Here is a 13,713-nt window from a genome sequence, read left to right as displayed (position 1 = left end):
TCCTAGCTACCAAATATGAACGCGTTCGTTGGGGGCAATCCACAACGCGTCATCGGGTCCCAGATCGTAAGCTTCAGCAAAGGAATCCATGTTTGCGACAACCTGATTGCAACGGAATTCTGCGGGGGAGTGCGGGTCAATACTCAGGAGCTGTTTGGCGAATTCGCGTCGGATAGCGGTCCTCCACCCGCGTGCCCAGGAAGTGAAGAAGCGCTGCGCCGCGGTTAATCCGTCGATCACAGGGGTAGTTTCTGGTGTTTCCCCCTTTTTATTCAAACGAGAGACGTAGGCCTGCCAGGCAATAGAAAGACCAGCGAGATCTCCAATGTTTTCACCCAGAGTTAATGCGCCATTGACGTGGAGCGCAGGCTCCTCGCCCTCAAGATCACGTGGGGTCAGAGCATCGTATTGTTCGATCAGGCGCTTTGTGCGTTCTTCGAAACGAGCACGGTCCTCCTCGCTCCACCAGTTCTCCAGATTTCCCTCTGCATCGAAACGCGAACCTTGGTCATCGAATCCATGTCCAATCTCATGACCGATAATCGCACCGATTGCACCGAAATTCGATGCATCGTCAGCCTTTGGATCAAAGAAGGGCGCTTGAAGAATGGCCGCGGGGAAAACAATTTCGTTCATTGTTGGGTCGTAGTAGGCATTGACCGTTTGAGGCGTCATATGCCATTCACTGCGATCGACGGGGCCGCCCAACTTATCCCAGCGGCGTTGAACGTGGAACCTCGTCGCGGCCTCGACAGTATCAACAAGGGAAAGGGACTCCACGCTCAGCGGAGAATAATCGATCCAACGGTCGGGGTAGCCAATCTTCGGGGTGAAAGTTGAGAGCTTCTTGAGAGCTGCTGCTCGGGTTTCTTCACCCATCCAGTCGCATGTGGACAGGGACTGGTGATAGGCCTCAAGAAGAGAATGAACAAGCTCGTCCATGATGGCCTTGTTTTCAGGAGGGAAATGGCGCGACACCCAAATTTCACCCATGGCCTCGCCAAGGAGAGAAGATACCAGGGAAAGTCCACGCTTCCAGCGGGGGCGAAGTTCCTCGGTTCCTGAAAGAGCTCGACCGTGGAAGTTGAAAGATGCCTCAATAAACTCACTCGACAACAGCATCGCGTATTCATCGATGAGTGAATGTTCCATCCACAGCTTCAGTGTTTCAAGATCCGTTTGAGACCAGAGCGCGGTTGCATGTTCAAGGAATTCTGGCTGGGAAACGTTGAGAGTATCGACCTTATCGATGGGAAGATGCGCGGAGGTGGCCCATTCTTCCCAGGGGAATGAGGGATAAGAGCTGCGCAGTTCCTCCCATGTCATGGGGTGATCAGCCAAGAGCGGGTCGCGGTTCGAGACTGCATCGCGATGGAAGGACGCTATCTGCGTTTCCAGTTCTTTGACCGCGCGAGCATGTTCAGCTGCCTGCTCCTGATCAATTCCGACAAGGGTGAAGAGGGTGGCAACGTAGGCCTCCCAGGCCTCGAGGATTGGGCGATGCTGCTCCTCGCGGTAGTAGGCCTCGTCGGGAAGTGAAATGCCGCTCTGGTAAATATCCAATTGGTGCCGGCTGGAGTTGTGGGCATCGGTGCCGACATAGCTCCCGAAGAGGCCTCCAATGCCTTCGTAGCGGAAAGTCCCCATTAAGCGTGCGAGTTCGAGGTGTGTACTCACGGAGCGCAGACGCTCAAGCTTTCCTGCAATAGGGGAGTAGCCTGCGGTCTCGACAGCTTCTTCATCCATGAAGGTGCCGTAGAGATGGGCGATTAATTCTGCATTGTGTCCTGGGATTTTGCCTAAGCTCGCATCCTCGGCAATCTCCTTTTCCCATAGCTCAGATTGATCGTGGAGCTGGTTGAAGATGCCGTCCATCGGGCGATCTGCAGGAATCTTGTGGGTGGCAAGCCATTGGCCGTTGATGAAGCGGTAGAAATCGTCTTGAGGGCGGTAGCTCTGGGTCTCAGTCATAGGGACACTGTACGTTGCTCGGACGTGCGATTGCACCCCTAATGTTTAGGGATACCTAAGTTTCCTGCGAATGATTACATGGTAAATACCCCCGTCTGCACATATGTGCAAAACGGTGTGGGCGGATGTGCAGAGGCGTTAAAAGAGTAATGATTTAAGTGGTACATAAGCTCAAACAGAATTAAGGAACAGCGAACGCTATGAGGACGATGGAGACCGATGTCGTAGTCATTGGCGGCGGCTCAACCGGCGCCGGCGTTGTCCGCGATGTGGCAATGCGCGGATTCCGCGCAATACTTCTTGACCGAGCCGATATGGCTCAAGGAACCTCAGGTCGCTACCACGGCCTGCTCCACTCCGGTGGACGCTATATCGCATCCGACCCGGAATCTGCGACTGAATGCGCTGAAGAGAACGCAATTGTCTCGCGTATTAATGCCGATGCCGTTGAAAGGACAGGCGGCCTTTTCGTCACGACATCTGCAGATGATGAGGAATACGCCGACCACTTCCTCGAGCGCGCTAGGGCGGCTCGCGTTCCCGCCGAAGAGATTTCCCCCGCCGAGGCCCTGCGCCGTGAACCTCGACTGGACCCCCACCTCAAGAGGGCCTTCGCGGTTGAAGATGGAACCGTTGACGGTTGGCGTATGACGTGGGGCGCAGCTCGCTCCGCTATTGCCTACGGTGCTGAGATCCTTACCTACACGCGGGCAACCGGAATTCAGCGATCGGAGGATCGCATTGAAGCGGTTTTTGCGCGCGATGAACGAAGCGGTGAAGACATCCGTATCGATTGCTCCTTCGTTTTGAACTGCGGCGGTCCCTGGGCGGGACAGATCGCTGCTCTTGCTGACTGTCATGGCGTTGAGGTTGTCCCCGGCGCAGGCATCATGATTGCAATGAATCACCGCCTCTCTCAAACGGTTATTAACCGCTGTATCTGGCCTGCAGATGGCGACATCTTGGTTCCGGTTCACCCGGTGTGCATCATCGGTACGACGGACCTTAAGGCTGAGGATCCGGATAAACTTCCGATTCTTGCCGACCAAGTTCAGCAAATGCTCGATGCCGGTGAAGCATTGATTCCTGGCTTCCGCCAATCGCGTGCTCTTCACGCATGGGCAGGTGCGCGGCCGCTGATTAAGGACAGTCGTGTCTCCGAAACGGATACCCGCCACATGGCACGTGGAATGCATGTTGTCGACCACCTCAACCGCGACGGCGTCGATGGCATCTTGACGATTGCCGGCGGTAAGCTCACGACCTACCGCCTCATGGCAGAACGCATTGTTGACATCATGTGTCAGCAGATGGGCGAGGAACGTCCCTGTCGTACAGCGGAAGAAGCTGTTCCCGAGGCAGAAGGAAAGTCGAACTACTACATCGGCCACCGCCTCGACGAAGTCGAACACCACGGAAAGTCACCTTCCAGTGAAGAGATCATCTGTGAGTGTGAATTGGTCACCCGCGAAATGCTTGAACGCACCATGGATGCACTTCCCGGCGGCCAGCTTGATGACGTCCGTCGTCAGATTCGCCTGGGAATGGGACCCTGCCAAGGTGGCTTCTGCTCGCAGCGCAGCGCAGGAATTGCGCATGAACGCGGCGATATTGATGCTCCTCGTGCGAACGAGTTGCTTCGTTTGTTCCTGAAGAATCGTTGGATTGGTTTGTGGCCGATCCTCTTCGGAAAGCAGGCGCGCCAGGCGGCCTTGGACAACTGGATCCACGAAGGAACCCTCGACGTCGAGCATTTGCCGACCGTCCCCAACGCGGTTCCGCGTGAATGTGAATACTGGGATGCCCTTGAAGGCGAGGAAGAAAACCCCGCAGCTGGGGAAGAGAAGGAAGGTCATACTCATGCGTGACGCAGTCGTTATCGGAGCGGGCCTTGCCGGTCTTGCTGCCAGCATCCGACTGGCACAACGCGGAGCAAAGGTCACTCTTGTCACCAAGGGAATCGGTGGACTTCAACTGGGACAGGGAACAATCGACGCCCTTGGATACGCCCCAGAGTTCGTTCAGCATCCCCTCGAGGCCATTGAGAATCTGGCCAATGAACGTCCGGAGCACCCCTACGCCCGACTTGGCGTGGATTCGGTCGCTCAATCCTTCGAATGGATCCGTGAGCTTCTTGGCCCTGAACGCCTTGTCGGATCGCTTGACCATAACGTTCGCATCCCAACTGCACTGGGCGCTCTGCGTCCCACTGCGTTGTATCAGCCTTCGATGGAGGCTGGAATTCCAGTTGGCCAGGAATTCCTGATCGTTGGTTTCAACCGACTCAAGGACTTCTACCCGGCACTGGCAGCAGAGAATCTGCGCTTGCAAAAGGACGTAAACGGTAATCCGATCTCGGCGCGATCTGCATACGTCGATTTGGACGTCCGCGGTGAAGAACGCGATACGACGGGAACTAACTTTGCCCGTGCGCTCGATCTGAAAGAAAACCGTGTTCGCTTGGTTGAACTGCTCAAGCAGGTCGTTCGCCCCGGTGAAACGGTTGGTCTTCCTGCCGTGCTCGGGCTCAATGATCCGACTGCTTGGAAAGACATCCAGGAAATGCTCGGTCACCCCGTTTTTGAGATCATTCTGCAGCCGCCGTCGGTTCCCGGAATGCGCCTCAATCAGGAGCTCACCGAGATTGCGAAGGCAAACTGCCGCGTCATGCTGGGGTCGGCGTTAGTTTCTTACGAGGCCGATGGCGACCGACTGCGCAGCGTGACCGTTTCAACCGCGGGACACCCGCGCACCATTGAAACAAAGACTCTGATCCTTGCGGCCGGTGGTTTTGAGTCCGGCGCTCTGGAGATTGATTCTTACGGTAACGTCAGCGATACCGTGATGCGCCTTCCGCTGACCGGAGTCGATACCACCTTGCTGAATGGTGATTTTTGGGGAAGCGAACAGCCTCTTTTCAAGGTTGGCTTTGATGTTGATGAGCATATGCGTGTGTGCACTCCGGGTGCAGGACCCGTCTACACCAATGTGTATGCTGCCGGCGGAAACCTGAGCGGTGCAACCCGTTGGAAGGAAAAGTCCGGTGACGGGATTGCACTGGCAAGCGCGCTGCGCGCAGCGGATTCGATTGTGGAGGAACTTCAATGAGCCTGGAAATGGCACCCAGCGTCGAAGAAAGTGACGTTCTGGGGATTAACGGAGGCGAATTTGGCCTTCGATCGACCCTGGATGCCTGCGTGAAGTGCACGATCTGCGAAACGCAATGCCCGGTCATGCGCGTGACAGATCTTTTCGCTGGCCCCAAGTACTCCGGGCCGCAATCTGAGCGCTATCGCAAAGATGGCCACATTGTCGACCACTCGATTGACTACTGCTCCTCATGCGGTACCTGCTCGCTGGTATGCCCGCAGGGAGTGAAGGTCACTGAGATGATCCACCATGCGCGTACCGACATGAAGAAGAAGCAGGGAATCCCGCTTCGTGACCAGCTGATTGGTCGTACCGGCCTGATCGGCTCCGTCATGACTCCTTTTGCCCCCATTGCGAACTGGGCACTGGACGTGAAGCCGATTCGTGTCGCGATGGAAAAGGTCATCGGTGTTGACCGCAACGCTCCCATGCCCCGCGCATATGGACGTACTTTTGAAAGCTGGTTCAAGAAGCACACCCCGCTTCCTGAGTCAGGTACAAAGGGACAGGTCATCTTCTTCCACGGATGCGCCGGCCAATACTTTGAGGTCGAAACCTCCATCCACTCCGTCTTGGTTTTGGAGCACCTGGGCTACGAAGTTCTGGTCCCGCACCACGGCTGCTGTGGTTTGGCTCTTCAGTCCAATGGCCTTTACGACGAGTCGCGAAAGTATGTCTCTCGCCTGACGAACGATTTGCGCAAGGCTAACCGCGATGCGCCGATCATTTCCTCTTCAGGTTCCTGTGGTGGCATGCTCCGCCACGAAGCTCACGATATTTTGGGAATGGATACCCCTGAGCTCCGCGATGTTGCCTCGCGTACCTGGGATATCTGTGAGTTCCTTATTGATCTTTATGATCGCGGGGAGCTTGACATGGATATGCAACGCATCGATGTCACCATTCCGTACCACGCGCCTTGCCAGCTCAAGTCTCAAGGACTGGGTATGCCCGCCGTTGAGCTGATGAGCCTGATCCCCGGCGTGACGGTGAAGGAATCCCAGCAGCCTTGCTGTGGCATTGCGGGAACGTATGGAATGAAGAAAGAAAAGTACGCGATCGCTCAGGCGGTTGGAAAGCCCGTCTTTGACTTCGTCAAGCAGGTCAATGTCGAGCTTGCAGCGTGCGACACCGAAACCTGCCGTTGGCAGATCCGTACTGCAACGGGTGCGAATGTTGTTCACCCAATTTGGCTGCTTCACAAGGCCTACGGTCTTCCCGAAGGCTGAGAGTTAAAGAGTATCCCCGGGCGGCGCGCAGACGATGCGCCCCCGGGGATATTACTGTTACCCCATGAGTACCTCTCGTCGTGTCGTTGTTACAGGAGCTTCCAGTGGAATCGGGGAAGCAACCGCCCGTCTTCTGGCTGAACATGGATGGCAGGTCGTTGCCGTTGCCCGACGCTGCGAGCGCCTAGAGGCCCTTGCCGATGAGATTGGCTGCGAGTATTGGGCAGCTGATCTTAGCGACCACGCGCAGGTGGAAGAGATGGCTGCGCGCGTCTTGGAAAGCGGCCCCGTTGATGCGCTGGTGAATAACGCCGGCGGAGCTATCGGAGTTGATCGGGTCGCCGAGGCAGATCCTGCAAGGTGGAGTGCAATGTTTGAACGCAATGTCCTCACGGCTTTGCATTGCACGCAAGCATTTCTCCCCTCGATGCGCGAGCGGGGAGGGGACCTCGTCTTTCTGACCTCGACCGCCGCCCACGACACGTATCCGGGAGGTGGCGGTTACGTTGCAGCTAAGCACGCTGAACGCATTATTGCCAATACCCTGCGCCAAGAACTGGTGGGTGAACCCGTACGCGTGATCGAAATTGCCCCAGGTATGGTGCGAACTGAAGAATTTTCTCTCAATCGCCTGGGCTCTCAGGAAGCTGCCGACCGCGTCTACGAGGGGGTGGCACAGCCGCTTATCGCTGAGGATATTGCCGAGGCGATCGTGTGGACCCTCGAGCGGCCACGTCACGTCAATATCGATTCGATGATCGTGCGCCCGGTTGCTCAGGCGACGAATACTCTTGTGGCTCGAACTGCGCCCGAGGCCTAGGACAGGCGCCGCAGGTCGCGATCGCTCCGCCTCGGCTTCTTGTTATGCGCGTAGCGTGGCATAAGCGCTTACGCTTGCCACTCCGATCAAGAGAATAATGAATGCCCAGGCTAGTGCGGTCGAGCTTACCCTTCGAGTAAGTCGTGCACCGACAATGCCTCCGCACATCGAGGCCGCAGCGAAGCACGCAACCATGACCCCGGCCTCGGCACTGATATCCAAGGTCCCACCCAGTGCACGCGAAGCCAAGCCGAACACTGCTGTAATGAGCATGATCAACAGGGATGTTGCTGATGCTTTTTTCATTGGGTAGCGCAGAACAAGGTGAAGCGCAGGAACGATAGCGAAACCTCCACCGACACCAAAGAAACCGGTGAGAAAACCGGTCACGCTAGCGAGAAGAACAACTAAGGCTGCCTTCTTGAGTGTTGACGGAAGCGAGCGTGGGGAATCCTCAAGTGCGGCCTCGTCAATCGACGAAGGGGAAGCAACAGTGCGGGCGCGCAACTGTTTGTGCACCATGAATACCGCGACGAACGCCAGAAGAATACAAAACTCCAGCATGAGCGTGCGCGCTGACACCAACGGATTAAGGGCAGAGCCGCCCCAGGTGCCAACAATCCCAGCGAAGGCAAAAAGGCTTCCGTGCTTCCAATCAACGAGGCCGCTCGGGGCGCGGGTCACCAAGGAAACGCATGCAGTCGCGCCGACGATGATCAATGACAATGTCGCAGCTTGATGCGGATTTTGCCCCAAGAGATACACCAAGACGGGAACAGAAAGAATTCCGCCACCAGCTCCCAGCGCTCCAACAACAATGCCAATGCCGATGCCGACGATTGCCGCCTCAATGAGCACCGTGATCCTCCTTGATCGGGGGCGTGAGTCCCAGTGAATGAGCAATGGCTGGATCCATGATTCGATCAGCGCTTGTACCGCGCGAGATCAGGAAGGCCATCGCTTTGAAGTAGGGGAGAGCGTGGGAATAGAAATGCCGGTATCCCTGGCACAGGTAATTGTGCGAAGGCCCAGAATCGGTCGCGATGAAACGGTCCTTTGGGCATCCGCCCCAGCACAAACGCAGGAAAGGACAGCTCCAGCATTCATCATCCAGATCTTGCTTCTTCGTATCAAAAGCACGCATCTTTTCCGAAGTCGCAAGGGTTGGGAAATCGCTGTGCGCAATGTTGCCCACAAGCCACTCGGGCTCAACCCAGTGATCGCAGGCGTAGACATCTCCGTTAAACTCCATCGCCATATTTGCCCCACATGATGGCGCATGGACACAAACGCTTGCAGACCCAAAGAGCGCAGAGATGGAGGAATCGAAATCTTGTACGAAGACGGAGCCCACGTCAGAGCAGACCCACTCATCAAAAATCGAGCACAGGAAGTTTCCGTACCCTTGCGGTGAAGTGGAACGTGAAGTCACGCAGTCTCCGTCTTGGCGATAGAGCAGTGCCGAGCTTCCACTTCTCCACCCGAGTTCAGCTTGGCGCAGGTGCTCTTTGGGAACGCGCTCGACGATGGGGATAAATTGCATGTACTGCGCCCCGAGTTCATCTCGGAAATAACGGTAGACCTCAAGGCCGTGGTCTTCGTTAGCAGCGTGGACCGTGCACAAGATATTGGTGTCGACATCGGCGTGACGCAGGTGTTCCCACCCGCGAATCACCATCGAGTGAGTTCCATGCCCGCCGCGGTTGAGGCGATATGCATCGTGAAGAGGAGCGGGGCCATCGATGGAGATACCGACAAGAAAATTGTGTTCCTTGAAGAAACTGGCCCATGACGGCGTAATGAGTGTCCCATTGGTTTGGATGGCATGGCGGACCTCTTGGGTGGGACGACGATACTTTTCGCACAGCTCAATGAGGCGTTCGAAAAAAGGGAGGCCGCGCAGAGTCGGCTCGCCTCCCTGCCAGAGCATGGTGACTTCTCCGTCGAGACTGGCTGATAGAAAATTCTTGACGTAAGTTTCAAGAGTTTCTTCGCTCATTGTCTGGCGTTTTTGGTCGTAAAGCAGTTCCTTTGAAAGGAAAAAGCAGTACTGGCAGTCAAGGTTGCATGCGGCTCCCGTTGGTTTGGCAACAACCGAGAAGGGGAGCGTAAGGGTGGGGGAATGCGTCATCGTGTCCCTTCGCTTTCCTTCTTGATCGACGAGGCCGTGGTTTGGGATGCGTAGGCCGCGGCCTGGGCCCCAGCAAGTGGGCCAAGCTCTGCGCGGACGACATCGATGTGCCACTTCATTGCGGGAATTAATTCGCTCTCGAGGCCGTGGGCAATCATATCGGAGACCTGGGGGATCGCCTCGGGGAGTTCCCCGGCCACGATGATCGCTCGAGGGTTGATGAGAAGAGCAGCGTTTGCGCAGCAAGCCCCGACTGCACCCATCGCGTGTTCGAGGATCGATAGTGTTCGGGAATCCCGATTGTTCACTTTGGTCGCCAATTCGCTCAAAGAAGAGACATCACACTGGGCGCAGAGTGAGGGAATAGAGGCGAGGGTTTCTAGACACCCTTCTTTCCCGCATGTACATGGGGTGTGCACGTTCGGAACGCGCATATGCCCCAGTTCTCCAGTGAAGCCAAAGTCTCCGCCCGATAGACGATAGGAAATCACCAGGCTGGCGCCAATGCCGTTGGACAGTCGAACGTAAAGGATTGATGGGTATCCCTGACCCGCTCCCCATAGCGCCTCGCTCAGGGCAGAAAGACGGGCAGTTGTATCGATGAGGATATTCCCTTTCCAACGGCGTGAAATGATATCGATAACGCTTTCACGGCTGGGGTAAGGGGAATGGGGCGAGTGGGAAATATTTGAACCCATGGGGACGGGCAGACCAATCCCGATGGTACTGACGTAGTCAGTGATAATACCGCGCGCCTGTGCGCGCTCGAGGAGCATCGCTCCCATGGCGTCGAGTGCTTGAAGATAATTGATGGGACGTGAGGCGGGTACTGATTGTGCAATGAGGACATCGCCGCCTCGATTGAGTAAAACCCCAGCGAAAGAGGCTCGGCTGATGACAATGCCGACCGAGTAGGCGCACAAACGCGCCGATGTGAACAGAGTTGAAGGTCGGCCTGCTCCAGTCTTTTCGTCTTCTTTGAGGGAAATAACAGCGTGTGCATCGATGAGCTTTGCGATTGCACGCCCCAGCGTTGTTCTCGAAACCCCAAGGGCCTGGCAAAGTTCAGCACGTGACGCGGGGGGATTTTCGCCAAGATAGCTGGTGATCTGGTCTTCCAAAGAGGGCACGGCGGCGTGAAGATCGTAGTCCATGTCCTCTCCTTCGATGTTGTGTGGTGTGGGCCTCCCGCACGCCCCGGAAGGCCCACACCGATGGTGTGTTACTTACCCATGACCTCGTCGAGATCGCTTCGAGCGGTGTTGACCAGCGGAATATCAAAATCCGTCATGGCCGCCATCCACTTTGCGAAGGAGTGGTCTCCGCGCTCGCGGAGTTGGAGGTATAGGTTCGTTGCGAGTTCACGGCGGATGTCGTCGTAGACGGGCACCGTGTATACATTGTTCATCTCTGCGGGATCAACTCTCAAATCGTAGAGTTCATTGATTGACTCCGGTGAGATGACGAGCTTGAACTCTTTGGTACGCAGCATTCGTTGTTGCAGCGGGAAGTGGTGTCCGTGGAATTCGCAGACAATGTCTTCACGCCAACCGGGCACGTCTTCACCTCGCGTCAGGTCAACGATCGAGCGTCCGTCTTCGACCAGTGCCGGGTCAAGTCCAGCGATGTCGAGGACAGTTGCTGGAAGGTCAATCAAAGACACGAAGGCGTCGGATTGGCCGACCGCAGAAACACCGGGGATGTGTGCGATGAAGGGGACATTGTAGATGTCGTCGTACATCATCGGTCCCTTGTCGTTGAGGCGGTGGGAGCCGGTGAATTCTCCGTGGTCTGCGCAGAAGAAGACTGCGGTGTCATCGAGGATTCCCAGTTCACGCGCCACATCCATGATTCGACCAATTTCGAAGTCGATCATGGCCACGTATCCCCAGTAGACCGCGATGAGCTTCTTCCACTGATCGTTATCGAAGGACGATGTTGACCAGTAGGTCGCGTAGTTCTGCTGGATCTGGGGCTTACCGATGAGCGAGTCGCCGAAGTTTTCGGGCAAGGTGACATCGTTCGGATCGATCAAATCGAACCATTCATCGGGGAGGAAGTAGGGAAGATGCGGGCCAAAGAAGTGGACGTCCAAGCTGAAAGGCTGTCCGTTTTCCTTCCAATCGGCTGCATATTCGCGAAGCTTCTCGATGGCGCGATCGGCCAAGAAACGCTCGAAGGTTGCCTCTTCTGGTTGGTCGAGGCGTGCTGCAATAATGTGTCCGTCACGGCCACCGGGGAGCTTTCCTCGCCAAAAGTCATGTGCGCGAACTGGCGGAAGCCCGTGTTCGTTCAGCCATGCGACGTACTTCTCGTTGGCAACAGGGTTTTCGGCGCCCCAGTAGGTATCGTCGTCTGCACCGAACTTGTCGGGCAGGTTTGCTCCGCAATGGTACTTGCCGACGATGCCGACGTTGTAGCCCGCATCGCGGAGTGCCTGAGTGTAGGTCCAGGTCCCAAGGGGGATCATCGTCTGGTAGGCGATGTTCCATTCGGGGTTGGCCAGCACCAGGTGCTTTCCGGGTCGCTTTCCCGTCAGAAGTGACGCGCGAGCAGGTGTGCAGATTGCAGTGGGAGTAAAGCAGTTGGTGAAGGCGAAACCGTTACGTCCCATCTCGTCAATGACGGGGGTTTGGGCGTGAGGGTTGCCTAGGCAGCCGATCGTATCCGTGCGATGCTGGTCCGTCATAATCACCAGGACATTGCGGACATTATCCGGGATGTCACTGGAGCGTTCGTATGTGTCAGACATGATGGTCCTTTCACTTCTCGGAAGCAGCGAGTTTGTCCATGTCTTCGAGTTCTGTACCAGTGGTTTCCTTCAGGTACTTTGCGGTGAAGATGACTGCCAGGACACCGAATGCGCAGTAGATCCAGTAGGTGCCTGCCGGCGACCACGAGATCAGGAATGGGAAGAGCAGAACGACAAGGAAGTTGACGAAGAAGTCTGCTCCCGAGGCCATGGACATTGCGCCACCGCGAATCGAGTTGGGGAACATTTCGCCCATGACGATCGAGAAGATCGGTCCCCACGAGGAAGTGAAGCCCAGAAGGAAGGTGCACAGCGCTGCGACGGCGAGGAACGCCAAGACCGGGTTGTCTGCAACGTCGGGCTTTCCGTCCACAACGGGGGCCAGGGTGAAGACGGTTGCGACGACGCCGAGGGAAACAAAGATCAGCGTGCCTCCGTAGATAAGCATCCGCTTACGTCCCACATGGTCGACAAGAAGAATGCCGGAGACAACGCCGACGATCTTGAAGCCTGTGATGAGCAGGGTCTGCTGCAGTGCCATTGATTCGTTGAATCCAACTGCTGCGAAGAGCGAGTTCGAGTAGAAGAAGACGCCGTTGATGCCGGTGAGCTGCTGGAATGCGGCAATCATCATGCCGACCAAGACCAGTCCGCGCCACTTCGAGGAGAAGATTTCTCCAATGCTGAGCTTGCGTCCGCCAGTTTCTTCCATCGATGCGGCGATTGCCTTGACGCGAGCTGCCGGATCGTCTTCACCGCTGACCTTTGCAAGGACAGCCTCAGCTTCTGCGGTCTTTCCGACCGAAACCAGGTAACGAGGCGACTCGGGGATTTGTGCCGTAAAGATGACGAAGAGGAGAGCGGGGATGATGAGGCATGCGAAAAGCACCTGCCAGGTCTGCAGTCCCCAGAAGGCGGGCTTCGCAGCGCCGCCGGTCAGGCGCACGACACCCATATTGATGAGGCCGGCGAAGAACAGGCCGAGGATGATGGCCAGCTGACGGAAACCAATCAAACGGCCTCGGATATCAGCCGGTGCAATTTCTGCAACGTATCCGGGGGCAACGGTGGTTGCTGCGCCAAAACCAATGCCGCCGACAATGCGGGTGAGGAGAAGGAAGGGGTATCCGAAGCTTCCCAGAAGCGGTGAGATCGGTCCAAGGAGTGCTTCGAAGAGAAGGAAGGGGCCAACCCACATCAGGGTTGTCTTACGGCCGATCTTGTCGGAAATACGTCCCGCTCCAAGTGCGCCGATGAGGCCGCCAATAACACCGGCCGCGCCGGCAACGCCCTGCAGGAATGGGCCGAGGTGGAAGGTGGTGCCGACCGCTTTAATTGCGGCGTTGAGGACCATTCCTTCGAATCCGTAGAAGAAGGGGCCCAAGGTTGCAATGAGTGCAAGGAAAGTGGCGTATTTCCGCGCCCGACGTTGGGCTTCGGTCAGCGGAACTGCCGTACGTGAGGTTGACATGAGGTCCGTCCTAAAAGGGGAGAGGAATGAACTCATCGGATTGATCCGTGATGCCTCATCTTTGAGGCACTTACACGCTATCCCTGAGTGAATTTTGGGCGTTGGCGTGGACAAAATTAATTTCTGTGAGCTGTGTCATAGAAAATGCATTTCTTCTCACAGGAAAACCTCAGGTGCGACATAAAACAG

General features: G+C 56.3%; 10 protein-coding genes. 4 read left to right on the top strand and 6 right to left on the bottom strand.

What is annotated here, in order from left to right:
• Window positions 1-6: 6 nt before the first annotated feature.
• The gene (locus KHW85_RS02265; protein WP_291458634.1) at window positions 7-1,971 is read right to left on the bottom strand and encodes a M13-type metalloendopeptidase; all 1,965 of its coding nucleotides are present in this window, start codon (window positions 1,969-1,971) and stop codon (window positions 7-9) included.
• A 200-nt stretch (window positions 1,972-2,171) separates the two neighbouring features.
• Between KHW85_RS02265 and glpA the strand changes: the two genes are divergently transcribed.
• From glpA to KHW85_RS02245, 4 genes are all read left to right on the top strand, one after another.
• Window positions 2,172-3,839, top strand: a complete 1,668-nt coding sequence (glpA, locus tag KHW85_RS02260) for an anaerobic glycerol-3-phosphate dehydrogenase subunit GlpA (RefSeq protein ID WP_178706958.1) — start codon at window positions 2,172-2,174, stop codon at window positions 3,837-3,839.
• Entirely contained in the window at window positions 3,832-5,079 is a 1,248-nt protein-coding gene (gene glpB / locus KHW85_RS02255) for a glycerol-3-phosphate dehydrogenase subunit GlpB (RefSeq protein WP_291458633.1), read from the top strand. Before glpA ends, glpB begins: the two co-directional genes overlap by 8 nt.
• Complete coding sequence (locus tag KHW85_RS02250) at window positions 5,076-6,350, top strand: anaerobic glycerol-3-phosphate dehydrogenase subunit C (RefSeq protein WP_048712114.1); 1,275 nt, start codon at window positions 5,076-5,078, stop codon at window positions 6,348-6,350. Before glpB ends, KHW85_RS02250 begins: the two co-directional genes overlap by 4 nt.
• Before the next feature lie 64 nt (window positions 6,351-6,414).
• The gene (locus KHW85_RS02245) at window positions 6,415-7,170 is read left to right on the top strand and encodes an SDR family NAD(P)-dependent oxidoreductase (protein ID WP_291458632.1); all 756 of its coding nucleotides are present in this window, start codon (window positions 6,415-6,417) and stop codon (window positions 7,168-7,170) included.
• Window positions 7,171-7,212: 42 nt separating this feature from the next.
• Here the strand turns inward: KHW85_RS02245 and KHW85_RS02240 are convergent, their stop codons facing one another.
• From KHW85_RS02240 to KHW85_RS02220, 5 genes are all read right to left on the bottom strand, one after another.
• Entirely contained in the window at window positions 7,213-8,028 is an 816-nt protein-coding gene (locus tag KHW85_RS02240; RefSeq protein WP_291458631.1) for a sulfite exporter TauE/SafE family protein, read from the bottom strand.
• Window positions 8,018-9,301, bottom strand: coding sequence for an anaerobic sulfatase maturase (locus KHW85_RS02235; RefSeq protein ID WP_291458630.1), 1,284 nt, complete (start codon window positions 9,299-9,301; stop codon window positions 8,018-8,020). Before KHW85_RS02235 ends, KHW85_RS02240 begins: the two co-directional genes overlap by 11 nt.
• A complete protein-coding gene (locus tag KHW85_RS02230; protein WP_291458629.1) occupies window positions 9,298-10,455 on the bottom strand; it encodes an ROK family transcriptional regulator in 1,158 nt (385 codons plus the stop codon). Before KHW85_RS02230 ends, KHW85_RS02235 begins: the two co-directional genes overlap by 4 nt.
• Window positions 10,456-10,523: 68 nt before the next feature.
• Entirely contained in the window at window positions 10,524-12,053 is a 1,530-nt protein-coding gene (locus KHW85_RS02225) for a sulfatase-like hydrolase/transferase (RefSeq protein WP_291458628.1), read from the bottom strand.
• Between the two features lie 10 nt (window positions 12,054-12,063).
• Window positions 12,064-13,524: a sugar porter family MFS transporter gene (locus KHW85_RS02220; RefSeq protein WP_107086741.1), complete on the bottom strand. Its 1,461-nt coding sequence runs from the start codon at window positions 13,522-13,524 to the stop codon at window positions 12,064-12,066.
• Window positions 13,525-13,713 lie beyond the last annotated feature (189 nt).

Source organism: Actinomyces sp. oral taxon 181, from assembly GCF_018370895.1.
In the GTDB taxonomy this organism is placed as follows: domain Bacteria; phylum Actinomycetota; class Actinomycetes; order Actinomycetales; family Actinomycetaceae; genus Pauljensenia.
The sequence above is the reverse complement of the archived record's forward strand: the minus strand, read 5'-3'. Positions and strand labels throughout refer to the sequence as shown.

Bases quoted from the DNA above. Each gene is read 5' to 3' on its own strand.
- KHW85_RS02265 (WP_291458634.1), bottom strand. From the start codon at position 1,971: ATGACTGAGACCCAGAGCTACCGCCCTCAAGACGATTTCTACCGCTTC.
- glpA (WP_178706958.1), top strand. From the start codon at position 2,172: ATGAGGACGATGGAGACCGATGTCGTAGTCATTGGCGGCGGCTCAACC.
- glpB (WP_291458633.1), top strand. From the start codon at position 3,832: ATGCGTGACGCAGTCGTTATCGGAGCGGGCCTTGCCGGTCTTGCTGCC.
- KHW85_RS02250 (WP_048712114.1), top strand. From the start codon at position 5,076: ATGAGCCTGGAAATGGCACCCAGCGTCGAAGAAAGTGACGTTCTGGGG.
- KHW85_RS02245 (WP_291458632.1), top strand. From the start codon at position 6,415: ATGAGTACCTCTCGTCGTGTCGTTGTTACAGGAGCTTCCAGTGGAATC.
- KHW85_RS02235 (WP_291458630.1), bottom strand. From the start codon at position 9,301: ATGACGCATTCCCCCACCCTTACGCTCCCCTTCTCGGTTGTTGCCAAA.
- KHW85_RS02230 (WP_291458629.1), bottom strand. From the start codon at position 10,455: ATGGACTACGATCTTCACGCCGCCGTGCCCTCTTTGGAAGACCAGATC.
- KHW85_RS02225 (WP_291458628.1), bottom strand. From the start codon at position 12,053: ATGTCTGACACATACGAACGCTCCAGTGACATCCCGGATAATGTCCGC.
- KHW85_RS02220 (WP_107086741.1), bottom strand. From the start codon at position 13,524: ATGTCAACCTCACGTACGGCAGTTCCGCTGACCGAAGCCCAACGTCGG.